This window comes from Variovorax sp. LjRoot130 (genome assembly GCF_964253755.1).
Taxonomy (GTDB): Bacteria; Pseudomonadota; Gammaproteobacteria; order Burkholderiales; family Burkholderiaceae_C; genus Variovorax.
In genome coordinates this window covers 5,136,733-5,151,560 of record NZ_CAXURM020000001.1, presented here as the reverse complement: position 1 = coordinate 5,151,560, position 14,828 = coordinate 5,136,733, and the positions used below count along the sequence as shown (strand labels likewise).

Genomic DNA, 14,828 nt, shown 5'->3' with positions numbered 1-14,828 from the left:
CCGTGCGCGCGTCGATCGGCTCGCCCGGGGCTCGTCGACCACGATAGGCAGGGCGTTCAACTCGGAGCAGAATGCTTCCAGGAGAAGCAGACCTTCGACGGCAATGTCTGCTGACCCAAAGGCATCTCCATTCGGGAAGCACCGCGAGCGACTTCAACGGAGGACGCAATGCGAACGGCTCATTGGCTGATGACTGCAGTCCTTGGACTGCTGCTTGCGGGCTGTGCGGGCATCAGAACCGCTCCGACACCGGAAGCGCGACAGGCTTTGGCTCCAACCGGCAAGCTTCGCGTTGGGCTCCAGCTTGGCAATCCCTTGAACGTGGCACGGGACTCCGTGTCGGGTGAGATGAAGGGGGTTGGATTCGACCTCGGAAAAGAGATGGCCCGGCGCATAGGGGTTCCATTTGAGCCGGTGCTGTACCCATCGATCGGAGCCCTTCACGACGGCGGGAAATCGGGGGCTTGGGACGTCGCCCAATTTGGGTTCAGTCCCGAGCGGGCGAAGGAGTGGGATTTCAGCGCGCTTCACCTGGAGGTCGAATTCGGCTACCTCATCCCTGGCGGTTCATCGATCTCAACAATGGCTGATGTGGATCGCCCCGGGACTCGAGTTGCCGTGCAGGAGAAGTCCGGACCCGATGTCTTTTTTACTCGCACGCTGAAGAATGCTGTGGTGATCCGAGCATCAAGCAACCCTGGCGCATTGGAGGCGCTGAAATCCGGGAGAGCGGACGTCATGGGCAGCATCAAGCCGATCCTGTTCGAGATGTCGAATCAATTGCCTGGTTCTCGAGTCCTCGACGGTCGACCTGGCATCGATCCGCACGCTATGGCGATGCCGAAGGGACGGGATCTCGGAGCGGCATACACGCGCCAGTTCGTTGAGGACGCGAAGTCCGAGGGTCTGGTCAAAGCCGCGATTGAGAGAGCCGGTTTACGCGGCGTGATTGTCGCTCCGCTCAAATGATGCTCTCTAGCCGCGGCTCCGCGCCCGGCATCAGCCGGATCGGCTCCGAGCGCTCTTCCTGTTGCCCTCGGTGCGCGGGGTATCCGTACCCGCCGAGGCACTGCCACCGTTCGCCTGATCGATCCACTGCAAAGCGTCGACGTACGACATGAAGCGGTGGAGGTACTCCGGCGACAGTTCACGCATCAACATGAGCGATCGATGCACGAGGTGACGCGAGTTGAGGGGGCCGGCGTTCTGCGGCACCGTCGCCAGCGACTGCGTCAGCCGTCGATCGGCGCTGAGCCTCGACCAGGTGTTTCTGAAATAGCTGAGCGTCTTCGAGTCGAGCGCCGCGCCGTCCCCACGCGATGAAGACGCATGCCGGGCGACGTGGTCGACGAGCGCCGCGAGCGCGCCGCGATGGGGCTGGCCTTCCTGCGTCGTGGTGCTGTCCGCGCGAGGAGCCCTTTCGAGATCCTCGTCATACGCCGCAAGCAGCTTGGCGACCCTGTCGTCCAGGATGCGACGCGCATCGCCGCCGTGCGCAGCCGCCCGCCTGGCCAGCGCTTCGATGAAACGAAAGCGGACGGGATCGAAGCGATGATCGCCACGCTCGCGCCGTGCATCGATCATCGCGCCGGTTGCGCATGTCCCCTCGCTACTCACGGGACTTCATGCTTGCGTTGGACGGTCTCGGCGTGGGCGCCATTTCCACGCGCCGGTTCCTGGATCGTCCGTCGGCATCGGCGTTCGACGCCACTGCCTGCTCGGAACCGAAGGCTGCGGCAAATACCGAGGACGACGGGATGCCTTCCTCGATCAGGGCCCGGGTCACCGTCAAGGCCCGCTGAGCCGACAGCTCCCAGTTGTCGGCGAATTGGCGGTTGCCTCCCCGCACCTGCCGGTCGTCGGTGAAGCCGCTCACCATCAGGATCTCGTCGCGGCCCTGGAGGTAGGCGGCCAGCGGTGCGCTCAGGCTCTTCAACAGTTGCCGGCCTTCGGGCTGCAACTCGGCGGAGTTGACGGCGAACAGCACGCTGCCGCTGATGCCGATGCGCCCGTTGTTCAGCGTCACCCGGCCCGCCGCCAGCGGCCCCGCGAGTGCCTGCTCGAGGGCCTGCAGTCGCTGCGCTGCAGCCTGCCGCTGCCTGACCTCGGCTTCCAGCTTCGTCGTGAGGTCCAGCTGCATGCCGACCACGCACACCAGGATCAGAACGAAGGCGCCCAGCAGCCCCGACATCAGATCGCCGAACACGGCCCATACCGGCACTGTCGGCTCCAGGCCGGCGTCGACGTCCTCCGTCATCACGCTTCGCTGCCCACCGGTGCCCGGCTGCTGGCGAGCTGCTGCAGATCCTCGACGATCTGCTTCTGCGACATGATGCTCAGGTCGATGACTTCTCTGGCCTGCGCCACGTAGTAGTCCAGCTGCTCGTCGCTGCGCGCGATGGACTTGCCGAGCGCGCCTTCGATGCGCTGCAGATGGGCCACCAGCTTGTCGTTCGATTGGCTGAACAGCTGCACCGCGAAACCGAATGCCTCGCCCAGGCTCGCCACCTCGACGGCACTGCCGGTGATCTGTGCGGCGACGTCGGCCATCTTCCCGGTTTCCGCGTCGACCTTGTCCGTGAAGCGCGTGCCGACACGATCGAGCAAGTCGGCCGACGCGGCGACCAGCGCGTCGATTGCCGAGCGCTGTTCGGTGGACGCATGGTTCACGCTGTCGAGCAGGGTCTGCAGCGTTTCCAGAATGCGGCCGCGTTCCTCCAGCATCGTGTTGTCGCGCGCCATGCTGTCGGAAAGCTTCTGGCGCAGTTCGGCAATCACCTCGGCCGCGGCCCGGGGGGCTTCCGAGGCGGCATGCACGAGTTGGGCGATCTCGGCGATCGTGTTGCTCGCGTGCGCTTCCGTCCGGGCCGATATCTCTTCGGCGGTCTGCGCCAGCGTCTTGCAGAGCTGCTGCTGCTGGCTCTCGCTGCGCGCGCCCGCCTGTTGCCATTCCTGCTGCAGCGACATGGCCATCGCCTCGAGCGCATCGGTCCAGGCCGCCAGCCGCTGCTGGTCGCGCGACGCCATCTCCGCCTGCAGGTCGGCCTGCGCCTGGGCCACAGTGCGCAGCTGTGAAGCCGTATGCTGCTCCAAGCGGGTCGACAGGCCTTCCAGTTGCCGCTGCACGCCGTGCTCGATGGTGCCGTGCAAGGAGGTCGCCTCGCGCGCGATCCCGGCCATCGTGGCTTCGACGACCGGCTGGATCGTCGCGCCGGCAACGCGGGCACTCTCGGCCAGGCTCTCCTTCAACGAGCGGTCGACGGAGGAGGCCAGGCTTGCATACGCGGCCTCGGCCTTGCTGTGGAAGCTGTCCTGGCTGGAGAGCAGGCGCTCGTTCAAGGCCTGGCTCTGCCGCTCCATCGTCGCCATCATGGCCTGCAGCCGATCGACCAGCTCGGGCATCGCCTGGCCCTGTCGCTGCAGCAGCTTGAAGGACTCCTCGCGCTGATGGGCCAGGGAGAAGGCACGCAAGGTGGTCGCGATGCGCGTGTCGAGCAGCTGCGCGGCCTGCAGCCTGTCGCGCCGGCACAAGGCGGAGACGAGGCCCAGCATCGCGGACGCGGCCACGCCCGCAACGGACGTGCCGAAGGCCAGCCCCAGCCCCTTGACGGGGGCGGCCAGGGAGGAGCGGATGGCCTGCAGGTCCGACGCGCTCTCCAGCGCGATCCCGGTGCCGTTCAGCGTGACCACCATGCCGAGAAAGGTGCCCAGCATCCCCAGCAGCACCAGCAGCCCCGCGAGGTACGGCGTCAGGGCCGGGCCGGGCAAGCCGACGCGCTCACCCTCGATGCGCAGGCGCACCGCGTTCCGCAAGGAAGGATGCAGCTGGTCGAGCCAATGGCCCAGGCTCGCCGGGGGATCGGGCATGTCCGCCAAGGCGCGTGCCAGGGTGGACGTGGCCTGGTGGAAGCGGTGCAGTTCCAGCGCGCCCATCAGATAGAACGCGCCGACGAGCAGCGTGATCACCAGCGCCAACGGGTTCGAGCCGACGTACCCGGCGCCGACCCAACAGACGGCGCCCAAGCCCACGAAAAATGCGAAGTGTTGAAGAAATCTAGTCATTCACTCTTTGCGAAGGGCTTCGAGCAGCCCTTCGACCGGTTGCAATCGAATATCCAGCTCGGCAAGCAACACGCTTTGCATGTCCTTGCAGAAAACGTTTGACCAGCCTTCGGGCTGGGCCCCGCTGTCGGCCTGGCGCAAGCGCCCGAAATGCTTTTCGAGCAACCCGGGCACGGTCGACAGCAAGCGCTGCTCGTGCGCACCCAGCGACTGTTCCATGACGGCATCCACGGCAGCAAGCCGGGCCATGGCGGGCGACCTGGCCGCCAGCTTCGCCCGCAGGCGACCGCGCAAGGGCTCGATGGCCGCCTCGATCGCCTGTTGCCTGGCGAGGTAGCGCCGACGGTATGCGGAGAAGTCGGCCCCGAGTGCGCTGTCTGTGGTGATGGCTTTCGCCAACGCGGCTCGCACGCGGGTGCATTCGGCTTCCTCGGCGCGTGCGGAAGCGCGCGCGCCGGATGGCGCAGTCGCCGCACCGCCATTCAACGCCGCGGACAGCGAGATGGCGTCGGTCCAACGGAGCCATTCACCCAATCGATCCGCGAAGCCTTGCTTGGATTCGGGAACGTCGGTGTCGGTCAGTTGAGCGAGCAAGCGAATGAGCGCCGATCCGGTGAAACCTGTGCGCCGTGACACTTGCACCATACCGCCAGAAGGAAAAGCCCGGCAGTCTACACCGCGCACTCGCGCCGGACGGGCTGGCCGAGTCGCCTCTGTAACGAGACGTCACCAGCCTGCGCCGCCGCCCAGCAGGGCGCGCCTGGCCAGCAGAAAGGTCGCCGCATTCCAGCTCTGCCCGGCCATCCCCATCGGCGCCAGCGTGCGGCCGTGGAACCACTCGGTGAAACGCCAGTCGCCGAGCTCGTTCACGCGCGCCAGTCGCGCGAGCTCCTGCCAGGCCATTGAGTGCAGGCCCACCCGGGCCAGCGCCATCACCCAGAAGCCGCCGACGAAGGGCCAGATGCCGCCGTTGTGGTACTGGTGCACCATGTTCTGCTGATGGCGCGCCATATACGGCCGCCACAGCGCATGCTGACGCGACAGCGGATGCAGCACCACACGCACAGGGTAGGGATCGCAGGCACGCGCCGCGCTGATGGTCTTGACGATGCGGCGTGCCATGGAGGAATCGGCCAGCCCGCTCTGTATGGCCAGCACGTTGCCGAACACATCCCCCTCGTCGCCGACGACCGAGAGATTGACGAAGCTGAGGTACAGGCCCGGGTCGCGCCGGCCGCGGCGCGCATAGTGCCGCAGCAGTCGGGCGCGATGGTACTCGGGCAGGTTGCGCTGGAACGGATTGAACAGGTGGTTGAAGTGGTACTGCGTCGCCTCGGCCTCGTCCATTGCGTAGCGACGCTTGACCTCGTACCAGAGCGCGTTGCTGTACAGCACGTAACCCGAGCGCGGCATGATGTCGGCCCAGTCGCTGGCCTCGTTCTGTTGCAGCAGCCGAAAGTGCTGGTGCTCCTGCGCCAGCAGCCAGCCGAGCGCGCGGCCTGCCTCGCGGCCCCAGTGCGAGCGACCGACGCGGCCATGGCGGCGCACATGATCCACCGCGATCAGCCACCACAAGGTGGCGTCGATGCAGCCCAGGTACCAGAAGTCGGCATCGCGGCCTTCCGGGTCGACGTATTTGGGGATCTGCCCATTGGCCGCCTGCTGTGCCGCGAGCGCGTCGAGGCTGGCCACCGCTCCCTGCTCCAGCGCCGGCACACCACTGCCGCACATCGCCATCACGCAGATCGCGGCGTCGCGCCCGAAGATGCGCGTGTAGCGCCGCGCCTCGGCCGCCTCGGTACGGCTCGCGGCCAGGATGCCGTGCGGCGTCAGGTTGCGTTCCAGCAGTTCGAGTGAAGCCTGGGAGCAGGTGTCGATCAGCGCGAGCGTGGGGGCGTCTAGGTTCTTCATGGGGGCGTAGGGGGCGGTGGGGCGCCGCTTGGCAGCGGGAGCTGCCGTTGACTTTGAACGAATCCCCTCCCGTTCTGGCGAAGATCGCGACGCGGCAGCAGTCAGTCGATCCAGGGACCACCAAGCATTGCTTGGATATACGCCGCGACCTTCACCAGGTCCTCGTCAGACATCGGGATCGGGGGTGCGTCGACAAGGTGCTCGGCGACCAGGTGCAGCTTTGCCGATGCATTGGGCTGCTCCTGGAGCAGAACCGCGATCGCCGCGGTTTGGGCGACAGCTCGCAACTCGAGCGAACGCAGTCGCGCGTTGACTTCTTCCATTTCCATTTTGTCCCTCCTCCCCGGGGTCCAAGTTGAGGAATCTGGATTCTGCTTCGAAAAAGGGCGGGCACGTCAACGGGTCCGCATCCGGTACTGCCTCAGCCCGCCCCATCCGCTGCGACAGAGCTTTCGCATGCAATGGCTTCGGACGCGCGTTCTTGAAGGGCAAGTTCAGAGTTCCGAATCCGCCGGAGGACAGACCTTAGCTCGTTCTCCTCCACGTGGGTCAGCTCAAGCGCCAGGCTCCCGAACTCAGCTTGGTAGCAGGGCAACATCAACGCCGCTGTGAGCGCGTGGACGTCATTGCCGCGTGCAATGTACGCATTGCACGCGGCAATGCTTCGATAGATTTCGAGCGCCCGTGCTACTCGGCCGGAAGCCTGCTTGCTTGTCTTACTGGTCATCGCCGGCTCCTTGTGGCGCGCCTCGGATGGCGCCGCAAGACAACTCTATTCACTCGGGAGCGCAGCGCGGAGTAACAAGATCGTCGTGAATCTGACCGCTGCACCCGTGGCGTGCGATGGCGATGAGGACTCCTGAATTGGCGCATCGCCCCATGCACGGCTTATCCGTGCTCGTGGGACTTTGACGCCTTCTGCTCCGGGACAGTCACGGCGATCGTTTCGCTGGCAAGGATCTTGTGACTCGGATCGGCAAGTTCGATCAGCATCTTGTGCACGCCAGGCTTCAAACCCACCACGATGATGGGATCGCCGCTCGTGTGGGCCCAGGTGCCGGGCCGGTCGTCGACTGTCACGTGAAGGTGGCCGACACGGGGCGATACCTCGGCGGCGCTCTTGCCGAAGACCGGGATGATCCGCAGGTTCTCGGTCCGGTGCTGAACGATGACGACGCCCCGAGCCAGAGGCTCGGCCAACGGCGGATACACAACGAGTTTCGGCGGCGGTTCCGATTCGAGCGGAATGACAGCCGCGGGACGGCCGATATCCGTGGCAGTTTGCGCCCAGGCTGCGACGCAGAAAACAGCGGCGGCAGCGGCGACGGCAAGGTGTCTGAAAGCAGATGGCATGGCGTTTTCTTTCGCAGAGGGTTGGTTGACGACGGCCGAATTTTCAGTGGGGAACTGAGCCTCCGGAGCGCAGAACGTATGCCTCTGTATCGGCACGAGAAATCAACACAGTACGTTTCATCTTGGGTTTGCGCGTCGCCCACGCGCCATGCGCCGCACGCCGGCAGTCGTTCTGTACGCCACTGTGTCTGACAGGCGCGAGAACACACGGGAATGCAAATCGACGGCCGCTCGACACATCGCAGATACGAGCGCCGTCTCCAATGCACTCTTCAACTTTTTGAAAGCCAGCCATGAAGACCTATTTCGCCATCGCATCCGCCAGTGCGGCGCTTGTCAGCCTGTTCGTGTTCTCGTCCCCTGCCTACGCCCACATGCCGCAGGCGCAGCCGCCGGGAATCGCGCGCACCGATCTCCAGCGGCACGATCTCACCGCGCCGGGACGCGAGGTCGTCCAGGTGCGCGTCGATTTCGCCCCCGGGGTGGTGGCTCCCAAGCACAGCCATCCGGGCGAAGAGATCGTCTATGCCATCGAAGGCTTGCTGGAGTACCAGCTCGAGGGCAAGCCGCCGGTGACGCTCAAGGCCGGTGAGGTCCTGTTCATTCCGGCCGGAGCGAACCACACGGTGACGAACGTCGGCAGCGGCAACGCGGCGGAGCTCGCCACGTACATCGTCGAAAAAGGGAAGCCGCTCGTCGTGCCGGGGAAGTGAGAGACCAGCTTCGGGCCCCTTGTTGTCCGTCGACCTCCGCATCTGAACTTTCGCTCCGCAGCGAAACCGGCCGTTACCCGCAAGATGCTGGGCTTCGACAGTCGGGCCAACAGCAGGCCTTCGACCCTGAGGCGCGAACCTACTGCCCTACGACCGACCAGCCCGCTTGTTGGTTCGTCTTGTCGTTTTCGTACTCCCACCGCGTGCCGCAGGCGTCACAACGGTAGCTGGTGATGGTGACCGTGTGACCGCCGCTATCGCCATCGCTGCGCTCCGCCTTGCGACTGGACATCTGAACGAGTTCGGCATGCCCGGGCGCGCGGCGCCAGTTGCGCTGGATTGCGGCGCACGAGGCGCAGAGCACCAGCTTCTTCAGTTCGTCTCGTCGGTTGGATGCGTTCGTCATACGGCTTGTGCCTTCTCTCTATCGGGTCGACCATTCAATCGACCCATGCTAACAACATGACAGATTCCACTGGCCAGTCCGTCAGGGGCTCTCCCTTCGCATTTGCCCATGCGGCGCCGAGGACTGAACACGCGTCCGAAAAGTGCGACGCAAAAAAATGAGGTGACCCTCCGAACAGTGCTTGAAAGACGCTCTCCGAGGTGCTCGGCGACTAAATTCCGTCTCAGAATTCGGACGCAAGTTCTGGAGCGGCCTGCAGGTGCTTTTCCTCGTAAGCCCGGACTTCGACCTGGCCGAATATTGAGACGTGGTGGCTCAATGGCGCTCCTAGGATGGGCCATCGCATCAATCGACGTTACACGGTGATCACGCGTTCCGTGCACCAGTCGCCCCGTTTCGGGGCACCGATTGATGAACCGAGGAAACCATGTCAGCCACTCTCGAACTCGACTCCATCCGCCAGGAGTTTCCCGTCACCAAGCGGATGCTCTACCTGGACTCCGCGCACCAGACGCCGATGGCGACTTGCGTCCGCCAGGCGCTCGCGGAATTTCTCGCCGAAGGCAACGAAATGGCCGGGCCGAAGCCGGTATGGATGCGCCGCGTGGAGCGCGCTCGTGAGGACGTTGCTGCGCTGCTCAACGCGTCGCCCGGCGAGATCGCCTTCACCAAGAACACGTCTGAAGGACTGAACATCGCCGCCAATGCCGTTCCGCTCGCGAGCGGGGACACGGTCCTCATGCTCGAAGGCGACCATCCGAACAACGCCTATGCCTGGCTCAACCTCAAGCGCAAGGGCGTAAAGGTACGCTTCGTGAAGGTGGCAGACGATGAAATCGCGACGGCGGAAACCTTCGAGCGCTTCATCGACGCCACGACCAAGGTGATCTCGCTGTCTCACGTGACCTTCCATGCTGGCCAGCGGCACGATATCGCCAGCATCGGCCGCCTGTGCGCGCAAAAGGGCATCTACCTGGTTGTCGACGTGATGCAGTCGGTCGGCGTGGTTCCGGTCGACGTCAAGAAACTGGGCGTTTCTGTGCTCGCCGCCGGTTGCCACAAGGGTTTGCTGGTACCCCAGGGCCTGGGCATCCTCTACGTGAAGGCCGGCCTCGATGAGCTTCAACCGGCGTACCTGGCAATGAGCAGCCTGGCGAATCCCCCCGAAGACTACATAGCGCGGCCTGACGATCTTGCACCGCGCAAGGATGCGGGTCGCTTCGAGTTCGGCAACTACAACCTTCCGGATCTGCATGCCCTGTCGAGCTCGATCGGTCTCATTCAGAAGACCGGCGTCGAGCGAATCGAAGAGCATGTGCTCGCGCTCGGTGATCGGCTGATCGCCCAACTCGAAAAGCTCGACGTGCGCCTCGTTGGACCGCGCGCTCGTGCCAGCCGTGCGCACATCTACGTGATGGATCTGCCGGTTGCCGAGTGGCACGACTATTTCACGCAGAACCAGGTTCGCGTGTCGCCCGAGCGAGGCGGTGTTCGCATCTCCTTCGGCATGTTCAACACCGCCGAGGACGTTGACCAGGTTGTGTCGCTGATCCAGCAGCGCTTGAACCGAACCGGCCATCCGACCGCTGCGACCCAGGTCGACTGAGCGCCATCCATTTCCATTGCCCGCAGGAGAATCTTTCATGAACTTGAAGTCGTCCTTTCTCACCATCGCAGCAGCAAGCCTGTTGGTTGCGAGCATGCCCACCTTCGCCCAGGCGGGCGGCGATACGCTGCAGAAGATCAAGGAAACCGGAGCGATCACGCTCGGCTACCGCGAGTCGTCCGTGCCGTTCTCATTCCTGGACAGCCAGCAGAAACCCGTTGGCATCTCGATGGACCTGTGCGCGGCCATCGTGGACAAGGTGAAGCAGCAGCTGAACCTGCCCAAGCTCGAAGTCAAGTACGTGGCGGTCAACTCGTCGAATCGCATCCCGCTGGTCGTGAACGGCACTGTCGACGTCGAGTGCGGTGGCACCGCGAACAATGCGGCGCGGCAGAAGCAGGTCGGCTTTTCCGTTGCGACCTTCGTCAGCCAGCCGCTTTGGCTGGTGCGCGTGGACTCCGGCGTGAAGAAGCCCACGGACCTCAAGGGCAAGACCGTCGTGGTCACGCAGGGCTCCAATGCCGTTGGCTTCGCGCGCAAGTTCAACGAAGAGCAGAAGATGGAGCTGGTGACGATCGCGGCCAAGGATCACGGCGAATCGATGCTCACGCTCGACAGCAACCGTGCCGTAGCCTGGCTCGAAGACGACATCCTGCTGGCGGGCGAGAAGGCCAACTCGCGCAACTCGGCATCGTTTGCCCTCGTGCCGGGCGGCTTCGACAACATCTACTACGGCTTGATGCTGCGCAAGGACGATCCAGCGTTCAAAGCCCTGGTCGACGGCGTGCTCGGCAACCTCATGAAGAGCGGCGAGTACGACAAGCTCTACAAGAAGTGGTTCGAGTCGCCGATTCCGCCGCGCAACGTGAGTCTTTCCTTTCCGATGACGGAAAAGCTGAAGGGGCGAGTCAAGGCGCCCAGCGACAGGATCGACTGAAGAACCATCTGCAACTGACCGGAGCTCGGCGTGTTCGAAGTCCTTTTCGAAACAGTCCAGGACGGAGAGGAGCTGTATCTCACCTGGCTGCTCAATGGTTTGGCTTGGACGGTGGCTCTGGCGCTGGCAGGCTGGTGTTTTGCCTTCGTCTTGGGGGTGCTGGTCGGATGCTGCCGGACATCCTCCAACCGGGGCATAGCGCTGGCCGCGCGGCTCTATGTGGAGGTTTTCCGCAATATTCCAATCATCGTCCAGATGTTCCTTTGGTATTTCGTACTGCCGGAACTGCTACCAGCCGATCTCGGCAGCGCGATGAAGAAGATGCCGCCCCCCTGGGGTGCGTTCGTTCCGGCCCTCATCGCGCTTTCGCTCTACACCGGAGCGCGCGTGGCCGAGCAAGTCAAAGCGGGTATCGAGGCGTTGCCCTACGGCCAGCGTTCAGCAGCCAGGGCACTCGGCATGAGCGAGCTGAGGGTGTATCGCACCATCCTGCTTCCGCAGGCGCTGCGAATCATCATGCCTACGCTGACCAGCGAGGTGATGGGCATCTTCAAGAACACGTCCGTAGCACTAACCATCGGGTTTCTCGAACTCACCGCGCAAGCCCGACAGATCAACGAGTTCACCTTCAAGACGTTCCAAGCCTTTGGCGCGGCAACCCTTCTCTATCTGCTGCTCGCTCTCTTCGTCTACGCAATCATGCATGGCTTGGAACGGCGCCTTCGCACGCCTGGCTCGGAACTCACGATCGCGCGGCGCCGCTTCTTCTTGCTGAGGAAGGAGGCCGCAAAGCCATGAATCACTTCGATTTCTCCGTGATTGCGCAGGCCTACCCGTTCCTGCTCAAAGGATTGGTGTTCTCGCTGGAGCTTACCGCGGTCGGCTTCGTCGGAGGGTTGGTACTCGGTATCGGCTTGGCTCTTGTGCGGCACCTTGAAGTTCCGGTGGCATCGCAACTGGCAAGCGCGTACATCACGCTGATTCGCTCAGTGCCGCTGATCATGGTGCTCTTTTGGTTCTTCTTCCTCATGCCGCTCGTGCTGATGTGGATGACGGGAGCTTCAAGGCCGGTGCAGATCGGACCTGTGTGGACGGCCTTCGTGACCTTCACATTGTTCGAGGCCGCCTACTACGCCGAGATCATCCGCGCCGGGTTCAAGTCGATAGCAAAGGGGCAGTATGGCGCTTGCAGAGCGTTGGGAATGTCCACCTGGCAGAGCTATCGGCTGATCATCCTCCCGCAGGTCCTGCGGGTTGTCAGTCCGATCCTGCTCACGCAGACGATCATCCTGTTTCAGGACACGTCGCTGGTCTACGTGCTTTCCGTGACCGATCTCCTGGGTGCAGCGTCGAAGATCGCCCAACGTGATGGGCGCCTCGTCGAGATGTACCTGGCGGTCGCCGTGATTTACATGGTGCTTTGCTCGATCACGTCGCAACTCGTTGCCGTACTGAAGAATCGCTATGCAGTTCCAGGACGGCGCTAGAGTCCCAATAATCCGGTCATGAGCACATCGACCAGGAAGGCCAGGAAAACTTCGACAGCCGTCGCAGGAACGCCCGTCGAACGGCTGTTCGCGGTCCTCAACCTGGCGGCCAAGATGGGCATGATCTCCGCAGCCGATATCGTCTACCTCCTCGATCTGCCCAGGCCTACGGCTCACCGGATGATCGCCTCGCTGGAGGACCTGCACTTTCTTCAGAAGATGCCGGTCAAGGGCAAGTACGCCGTCGCGCCCAAGCTGGTCGGATTGGCGACCTCGATCCTGAGCTCCACGATTGTCTACGCGCCCATCCAGGCGCTGTTGACCGCCGTTGCACAAAAGACCGGAGAGACCTGTGGGCTGGCACTGATGTCCTTCGGCGAGGTCGAGTACATCGCAAGCGTCATGGGCCAGTCGCCGCTCACGCTGCAGTTCCAGGCTGGGCAAAAGGCGCCGCTGCACTGCACGTCCAGCGGTCAGGTCTTTCTTGCAGCGTTGCCGCCGGATGAACTCGCAAAGTTCATGGCCTCCGGCCCCTGGGAGCCGCTGACGCCCAAGACCGTCACCGAACCGAAGGGGCTTCTCGAGCGCCTCCGAAAGGTGAAGAACCAAGGTTATGCGGCCAACGAGTCCGAGTACATCGTGGGCGTCGTCGGTGCCGCAGTACCCATACAGGGCACAGATGGCCGGGTCGTGGCGGCGCTCACGATTTCTGCGCCGAAGAGCCGACGCACGCTCGAGGAAGTCGTCGCGATGGTACCTACGTTGACGACCTACGCAGATCGGATCAGGCGGGCGATCCAACCTAGATAGGATCTCAGCGGTCTCGGCACCACCGGCCCGAATCCGGACACACACTGGCCCGTGCGCCGTTCAGCCAGACTTGCTCTTCATCCAGTTGCAACGAGGTCGAAGGATCGATGTCGAAGTCGATCCGAAGTGCGCGCGCGACATCGGCATTCCGATAGGAAGTTCCCAGGTCAGGAATACCTGGGTGCAATCCTGGTCGGGCGCGAAGTCGGCCACATGGAAGCCGCCGCTGCGGCGCTTGATGACGGCGTGCGGCTGGCCGGTATCGAATATCACTGCCGTTCCCCTGGCAAGCGGGATTCGATGACCTGTAGCGGGGAAATGCAGGTCCAGACCCCGGTCCTCGCTCAGGAAGAGATTGCAGAAGGCCGCACCGCCATAGCGTGCGCCGTCATGGTGGTACTTCGCGCCGCAGCAGGCCATGAGGGCTACGTCACAGGAGGCAAGCACCTCGGGCAGACCGAGCGTGCGCGTCCAATCGGATGCCGCCTTCACGCAGTGCCTGTAGTCCGGCCAGCGCGCACGCGCTCGCGCCAGAGGCAATGCCTCGACGTCTCCGGGTTCCAGGCCCAAGCGCAACGATGTCTCCCTTTCCCAATCTGCCATCAGCCTTGCAGGGGGAGCAGGCACGTCGACCGTGCCAGACAGCACCACATCACTCACGCTTCGACTGCGGATGGCATCGCCACTCCAGAAATAGGAAGCAAGAAGGTCTCGCACGCGATGCGGTTGAGGGGGGTGGCTCATCCGACCAGTGTAGTAACCGGCGATGGATCGCCCATCGCAAGCAGCCGTGCTGCGGTTGGCGCTGTTGTGGCAGGATGCGGCCAGAATCAGGCGATCGAACTCGCCGACTGCAACTCAACTTCCCGGCCTCTCCCATGCCAACGTTTCCGGAAGACATCTACACCGAGCCTTCCAACCTGGATGGAAGAACCCTCTCCAACCTCGGCCCGCTGCGCAGGATGGCGGGCGTGTGGCAGGGCGAGAAGGGCGTGGACGTCAAGCCCAAGGCGCAGGGACCGAAGACGCAGGTCTATGTAGAGCACTACGAATTGCAGCCGATCGATCCCCAGACCAACGGCCCGCAAGTGCTGTATGGCCTGCGCTATCACACCTACATCCACAAGCCGGGCCTGACCAAGATGTATCACGATCAGGTCGGCTACTGGTTGTGGGAACCTGCCACCGGCACCGTCATGCACACACTGGCGATTCCGCGAGGCCAGGTAGCGATGGCGAGCGGCCAAGTGAAGGCGGACGCAGACTGCTTTGAACTCGTCGCCACGCGCGGGAGCCTCGTGAACGGCATCGTGTCCAACGCGTTCATCGAGCATGCTTTCACCACGCTGGAGTGGCGTATCGAGGTCGCGTTCAATGCCGATGGCACCTGGTCGTACAACCAAGATACCGTCATGCAGATCCAAGGGCTTGCCGAACCCTTTCATCACACCGACCGCAACACACTCACGAAGATCGGTGAGCCGGCTCCCAATCCGTTGGCAATGCAGGATTGAGCGTCGCCGCCAGGATCGGTGGCGAATAG

Annotated in this window: 17 protein-coding genes and 1 pseudogene; 8 read left to right on the top strand and 10 right to left on the bottom strand. The window is 63.6% G+C overall.

Features of this window, described 5'->3' with window-relative positions; translation table 11 throughout:
* Window positions 1-189 precede the first annotated feature (189 nt).
* Window positions 190-969, top strand: a complete 780-nt coding sequence (locus ACSQ86_RS25580; protein ID WP_436309819.1) for a transporter substrate-binding domain-containing protein — start codon at window positions 190-192, stop codon at window positions 967-969.
* Between the two features lie 30 nt (window positions 970-999).
* Here ACSQ86_RS25580 and ACSQ86_RS25575 read toward each other — a convergent pair whose 3' ends face one another.
* From ACSQ86_RS25575 to ACSQ86_RS25540, 8 genes are all read right to left on the bottom strand, one after another.
* The gene (locus ACSQ86_RS25575) at window positions 1,000-1,584 is read right to left on the bottom strand and encodes a DUF2894 domain-containing protein (RefSeq protein ID WP_436309818.1); all 585 of its coding nucleotides are present in this window, start codon (window positions 1,582-1,584) and stop codon (window positions 1,000-1,002) included.
* Window positions 1,585-1,609: 25 nt separating this feature from the next.
* Window positions 1,610-2,257, bottom strand: a complete 648-nt coding sequence (locus tag ACSQ86_RS25570) for an OmpA family protein (protein WP_436309817.1) — start codon at window positions 2,255-2,257, stop codon at window positions 1,610-1,612.
* Window positions 2,257-4,062, bottom strand: coding sequence for a hypothetical protein (locus tag ACSQ86_RS25565; RefSeq protein WP_436309816.1), 1,806 nt, complete (start codon window positions 4,060-4,062; stop codon window positions 2,257-2,259). The genes ACSQ86_RS25570 and ACSQ86_RS25565 overlap by 1 nt, the downstream gene beginning before the upstream one ends.
* Window positions 4,063-4,707 carry a DUF3348 domain-containing protein gene (locus ACSQ86_RS25560; RefSeq protein WP_436309815.1) on the bottom strand — a complete coding sequence of 215 codons (645 nt, stop codon included), beginning with the start codon at window positions 4,705-4,707 and terminating at the stop codon, window positions 4,063-4,065.
* 81 nt (window positions 4,708-4,788) lie between these two features.
* Window positions 4,789-5,973, bottom strand: a complete 1,185-nt coding sequence (locus ACSQ86_RS25555) for an amylo-alpha-1,6-glucosidase (protein WP_436309814.1) — start codon at window positions 5,971-5,973, stop codon at window positions 4,789-4,791.
* Window positions 5,974-6,074: 101 nt separating this feature from the next.
* Complete coding sequence (locus ACSQ86_RS25550) at window positions 6,075-6,302, bottom strand: hypothetical protein (RefSeq protein ID WP_093103798.1); 228 nt, start codon at window positions 6,300-6,302, stop codon at window positions 6,075-6,077.
* A 92-nt stretch (window positions 6,303-6,394) separates the two neighbouring features.
* A complete protein-coding gene (locus ACSQ86_RS25545) occupies window positions 6,395-6,700 on the bottom strand; it encodes a hypothetical protein (protein WP_436309813.1) in 306 nt (101 codons plus the stop codon).
* A 161-nt stretch (window positions 6,701-6,861) separates the two neighbouring features.
* The gene (locus ACSQ86_RS25540; RefSeq protein ID WP_436309812.1) at window positions 6,862-7,326 is read right to left on the bottom strand and encodes a DUF6130 family protein; all 465 of its coding nucleotides are present in this window, start codon (window positions 7,324-7,326) and stop codon (window positions 6,862-6,864) included.
* Between the two features lie 293 nt (window positions 7,327-7,619).
* Here ACSQ86_RS25540 and ACSQ86_RS25535 point away from each other — a divergent pair, with 293 nt between their 5' ends.
* Window positions 7,620-8,039, top strand: a complete 420-nt coding sequence (locus ACSQ86_RS25535) for a cupin domain-containing protein (protein ID WP_436309811.1) — start codon at window positions 7,620-7,622, stop codon at window positions 8,037-8,039.
* A gap of 139 nt (window positions 8,040-8,178) precedes the next feature.
* Here the strand turns inward: ACSQ86_RS25535 and ACSQ86_RS25530 are convergent, their stop codons facing one another.
* On the bottom strand, window positions 8,179-8,445 hold the full coding sequence (locus ACSQ86_RS25530) for a hypothetical protein (RefSeq protein WP_093103801.1): 267 nt from the start codon (window positions 8,443-8,445) through the stop codon (window positions 8,179-8,181).
* A gap of 427 nt (window positions 8,446-8,872) precedes the next feature.
* Here ACSQ86_RS25530 and ACSQ86_RS25525 point away from each other — a divergent pair, with 427 nt between their 5' ends.
* From ACSQ86_RS25525 to ACSQ86_RS25505, 5 genes are read left to right on the top strand one after another with little or no spacing between them, the layout of a single operon-like run.
* Window positions 8,873-10,051: an aminotransferase class V-fold PLP-dependent enzyme gene (locus ACSQ86_RS25525; protein WP_436309810.1), complete on the top strand. Its 1,179-nt coding sequence runs from the start codon at window positions 8,873-8,875 to the stop codon at window positions 10,049-10,051.
* Window positions 10,052-10,088: 37 nt separating this feature from the next.
* A complete protein-coding gene (locus ACSQ86_RS25520; RefSeq protein ID WP_436309809.1) occupies window positions 10,089-10,988 on the top strand; it encodes a transporter substrate-binding domain-containing protein in 900 nt (299 codons plus the stop codon).
* Between the two features lie 30 nt (window positions 10,989-11,018).
* Window positions 11,019-11,786, top strand: coding sequence for an amino acid ABC transporter permease (locus tag ACSQ86_RS25515; RefSeq protein WP_436309808.1), 768 nt, complete (start codon window positions 11,019-11,021; stop codon window positions 11,784-11,786).
* A complete protein-coding gene (locus ACSQ86_RS25510) occupies window positions 11,783-12,475 on the top strand; it encodes an amino acid ABC transporter permease (RefSeq protein WP_436309807.1) in 693 nt (230 codons plus the stop codon). The genes ACSQ86_RS25515 and ACSQ86_RS25510 overlap by 4 nt, the downstream gene beginning before the upstream one ends.
* An 18-nt stretch (window positions 12,476-12,493) precedes the next feature.
* Window positions 12,494-13,285 carry an IclR family transcriptional regulator gene (locus ACSQ86_RS25505; protein WP_436309806.1) on the top strand — a complete coding sequence of 264 codons (792 nt, stop codon included), beginning with the start codon at window positions 12,494-12,496 and terminating at the stop codon, window positions 13,283-13,285.
* A gap of 4 nt (window positions 13,286-13,289) precedes the next feature.
* On the opposite strand, the pseudogene ACSQ86_RS25500 reads toward ACSQ86_RS25505, so the two are convergent.
* Window positions 13,290-14,029, bottom strand: a pseudogene (locus ACSQ86_RS25500) (hypothetical protein).
* 134 nt (window positions 14,030-14,163) lie between these two features.
* On the opposite strand from ACSQ86_RS25500, the gene ACSQ86_RS25495 reads away from it, so the two are divergent.
* Entirely contained in the window at window positions 14,164-14,799 is a 636-nt protein-coding gene (locus ACSQ86_RS25495) for an FABP family protein (RefSeq protein ID WP_436309805.1), read from the top strand.
* Window positions 14,800-14,828 lie beyond the last annotated feature (29 nt).

Bases quoted from the DNA above. Each gene is read 5' to 3' on its own strand.
- ACSQ86_RS25580 (WP_436309819.1), top strand. From the start codon at position 190: ATGACTGCAGTCCTTGGACTGCTGCTTGCGGGCTGTGCGGGCATCAGA.
- ACSQ86_RS25575 (WP_436309818.1), bottom strand. From the start codon at position 1,584: ATGATCGATGCACGGCGCGAGCGTGGCGATCATCGCTTCGATCCCGTC.
- ACSQ86_RS25570 (WP_436309817.1), bottom strand. From the start codon at position 2,257: ATGACGGAGGACGTCGACGCCGGCCTGGAGCCGACAGTGCCGGTATGG.
- ACSQ86_RS25565 (WP_436309816.1), bottom strand. From the start codon at position 4,062: ATGACTAGATTTCTTCAACACTTCGCATTTTTCGTGGGCTTGGGCGCC.
- ACSQ86_RS25560 (WP_436309815.1), bottom strand. From the start codon at position 4,707: ATGGTGCAAGTGTCACGGCGCACAGGTTTCACCGGATCGGCGCTCATT.
- ACSQ86_RS25555 (WP_436309814.1), bottom strand. From the start codon at position 5,973: ATGAAGAACCTAGACGCCCCCACGCTCGCGCTGATCGACACCTGCTCC.
- ACSQ86_RS25550 (WP_093103798.1), bottom strand. From the start codon at position 6,302: ATGGAAATGGAAGAAGTCAACGCGCGACTGCGTTCGCTCGAGTTGCGA.
- ACSQ86_RS25545 (WP_436309813.1), bottom strand. From the start codon at position 6,700: ATGACCAGTAAGACAAGCAAGCAGGCTTCCGGCCGAGTAGCACGGGCG.
- ACSQ86_RS25540 (WP_436309812.1), bottom strand. From the start codon at position 7,326: ATGCCATCTGCTTTCAGACACCTTGCCGTCGCCGCTGCCGCCGCTGTT.
- ACSQ86_RS25535 (WP_436309811.1), top strand. From the start codon at position 7,620: ATGAAGACCTATTTCGCCATCGCATCCGCCAGTGCGGCGCTTGTCAGC.
- ACSQ86_RS25530 (WP_093103801.1), bottom strand. From the start codon at position 8,445: ATGACGAACGCATCCAACCGACGAGACGAACTGAAGAAGCTGGTGCTC.
- ACSQ86_RS25525 (WP_436309810.1), top strand. From the start codon at position 8,873: ATGTCAGCCACTCTCGAACTCGACTCCATCCGCCAGGAGTTTCCCGTC.
- ACSQ86_RS25520 (WP_436309809.1), top strand. From the start codon at position 10,089: ATGAACTTGAAGTCGTCCTTTCTCACCATCGCAGCAGCAAGCCTGTTG.
- ACSQ86_RS25510 (WP_436309807.1), top strand. From the start codon at position 11,783: ATGAATCACTTCGATTTCTCCGTGATTGCGCAGGCCTACCCGTTCCTG.
- ACSQ86_RS25505 (WP_436309806.1), top strand. From the start codon at position 12,494: ATGAGCACATCGACCAGGAAGGCCAGGAAAACTTCGACAGCCGTCGCA.
- ACSQ86_RS25495 (WP_436309805.1), top strand. From the start codon at position 14,164: ATGCCAACGTTTCCGGAAGACATCTACACCGAGCCTTCCAACCTGGAT.